The sequence below is a fragment of the Pleomorphovibrio marinus genome, from assembly GCF_003347495.1.
GTDB lineage: Bacteria > Bacteroidota > Bacteroidia > Cytophagales > Cyclobacteriaceae > Pleomorphovibrio > Pleomorphovibrio marinus.
The window spans coordinates 1-2,226 of record NZ_QCXY01000026.1; the positions used below are offsets into that span (position 1 = coordinate 1).

A 2,226-nucleotide genomic window follows, 5' to 3' on the forward strand; every position below is an offset into this window, starting at 1 on the left:
GGAGGGGGATAAAAGGGGGTGGTGGAAACAATTCGGCTGCAATAATCAACCTTTCGAAGCCTTTCATTTTTCGCCCACCCCTCAGCCCTAAACAAGGTTAAGCTTATCAAAATATATTCCTCCCAGCTAGGAAGTGCAATGGAGTTGAACCACTCCGTGGTTCCGGGCTTTGGGGAGTGTATCCCAATTCCCCGGGTTGACCCGGGGTTATTATTGTTGGACCCTTTCAGGGTCATGGGTCGAAACCAAGAGCACAATTTTTGGCATGAAAACGGTCGCCACTGTATACAAAAATCCCAATAACAAAGACCACTCTTAAGTTCACATTGGGTAACACCTGACACAGTCTCCAAATGGATCAAAGAAACCCGCATGGGTTTCAACCCCATTAGCCCCGTGCGTCAGCTCGGGGATTAAAGGACTCAACGACAATTCCCCAACCCCGGACGGGGTTGAACTCCGGGAACAAGTATTCGCAGGAAGGATTCATTCAGGAAACGGGGCAATTTCGTTCGGGAGACCAATCCCGGACGGAGACACGGCGGCTTCTTAAATACCCCCCTTCCGGGGCAAAGAACAACAATTCGATCTTTCCCCCTCCTGTTTTAGGAGGGGGAAAAAGGGGGTGGTATAAACAGTGAGGGGGCGAATATCACCAATCCGAAGCTAGGCATGAATTGCGATACCCAACCCACCCGTAACGAGGGTTAGGGTTGCAAAAACCAGTTCTTACCAGCGAAGAAGTTCCTTTGTGTTGAACCCCTCCCGGGGTTCGGGGGGCTTTTTTGTGCCTTTTTCCCCGGGTTGGCACCCGGAGCTAATGGGGTTTGACCACTGTCGTGTTCTTTGAGAGATATGAACAGAATGAGTCCTTAACCCAATGAAGATCTGTTCAGTCCCTACCGGACTGCGTGTAATATGAACGAAATCTTTTCCACCCACATTTTTAGTGCCTGACGGCACCCTTGTCGAGGAATTGATGTCTTTTGATGGCATAAAAGCACTTTTGCCAATCACACTCCAAATTTTTGCAGCGTGAAAAACTAAGTAAATAATTCCCCTGAAAACCTTATATTTAACTCATGGAATCCACCGCACGCAACATAAACCCCTTCACGGACTTCGGTTTCAAGAAACTCTTCGGGGAGGAGGCCAGCAAAGACCTCTTGCTGGACTTCATCAATGCGGTCCTGGAACCGGAGACGGGACCGGTGGCCAGTCTGGAGTTCTCGAGGAACGAGCACCTGGGCACGGGCAAGCTGGACCGTAAGGTGGTCTTCGACATCTACTGCGTGGCGGAGTCCGGGGAGCGTTTTATTGTGGAGATGCAAAAGGCCTTCCAGTTGAACCTGAGGGACAGGTCACTGTATTACGCAACTTTTCCCCTACAGGAGCAGGGCAAGCGCGGCGACTGGGACTTTGGGCTGAAGGCGGTGTATTGCATTTCTATCCTGGACTTCGTGTTGGACAAGTTGCAGGACAGGTACCTGCACCGTGTGGGGCTGCTGGATAGGGAGACGGGGGCGGAGTTCAGTGACAAGCTCCGTTTCGTTTATGTGGAGGTTCCGAAGTTCGCCAAAAATGAGTCCGAACTGGAAACCAAATTTGACAAATGGCTGTATGTATTAAAGCACCTGGAGTACCTTGAGAGGGTACCTGTAAGGATTAGGGAAAAGATATTCGAAAAAGTCATGGACATAGCAACATTAATAAACCTGGAGAAAAAGGACCGGAAGGCCTACGAGCAGAGCCTCAAGCAGTACAGGGACCTTAAAAACGCTTTGGATGCAAGTAAACTGGAAGGTGAAAAACTTGGTATCGAAAAGGGGGAGCAAAAGAAAATGAGGTCAGGGGTTATCAATTTGTATAAAGAGAAAATCCCAATATCCGTTATCGCCAAGGCCATGGAACTTGAGGTTACAAGGGTAGAGGACATATTGAGGGGAGAGGGCCTGTTGTGAGAATTCCGGCTGAAAATGCTGCATTTTAGCGATAATTTGATTTCGCCATATCAACAACAACCTCGAACCTCTAGCACCCATCAGAGAGAACATTTAAGACCGGGAGACTTAGGGACGGGGGGACTTAGAGACGGAGAGACTTGTTTTCAGGCGAAAGGTTGGGTTTCGCTTCGGAGGGTTTTTGTCACGGAGGGCACAAAGGAGGCACGCCTTTCTGCCTTTTGCAGGAAGGACGCGAAGGTTTTTTGGTAATTTTTAAGACCGG

At 49.3% G+C, this 2,226-nt stretch carries 2 protein-coding genes; one reads left to right on the forward strand and one right to left on the reverse strand.

The window, feature by feature from the left end; translation table 11 throughout:
- Positions 1–236 (reverse strand): hypothetical protein (locus DB520_RS27425; protein ID WP_232835163.1); only part of this gene is annotated, 236 nt, incomplete at its 3' end.
- A gap of 846 nt (positions 237–1,082) precedes the next feature.
- On the opposite strand from DB520_RS27425, the gene DB520_RS26155 reads away from it, so the two are divergent.
- Positions 1,083–1,961, forward strand: a complete 879-nt coding sequence (locus tag DB520_RS26155; protein ID WP_114752781.1) for an Rpn family recombination-promoting nuclease/putative transposase — start codon at positions 1,083–1,085, stop codon at positions 1,959–1,961.
- Positions 1,962–2,226 lie beyond the last annotated feature (265 nt).

Excerpts from the sequence above, each read along its gene's own strand:
- DB520_RS26155 (WP_114752781.1), top strand. The coding sequence starts at position 1,083 with ATGGAATCCACCGCACGCAACATAAACCCCTTCACGGACTTCGGTTTC.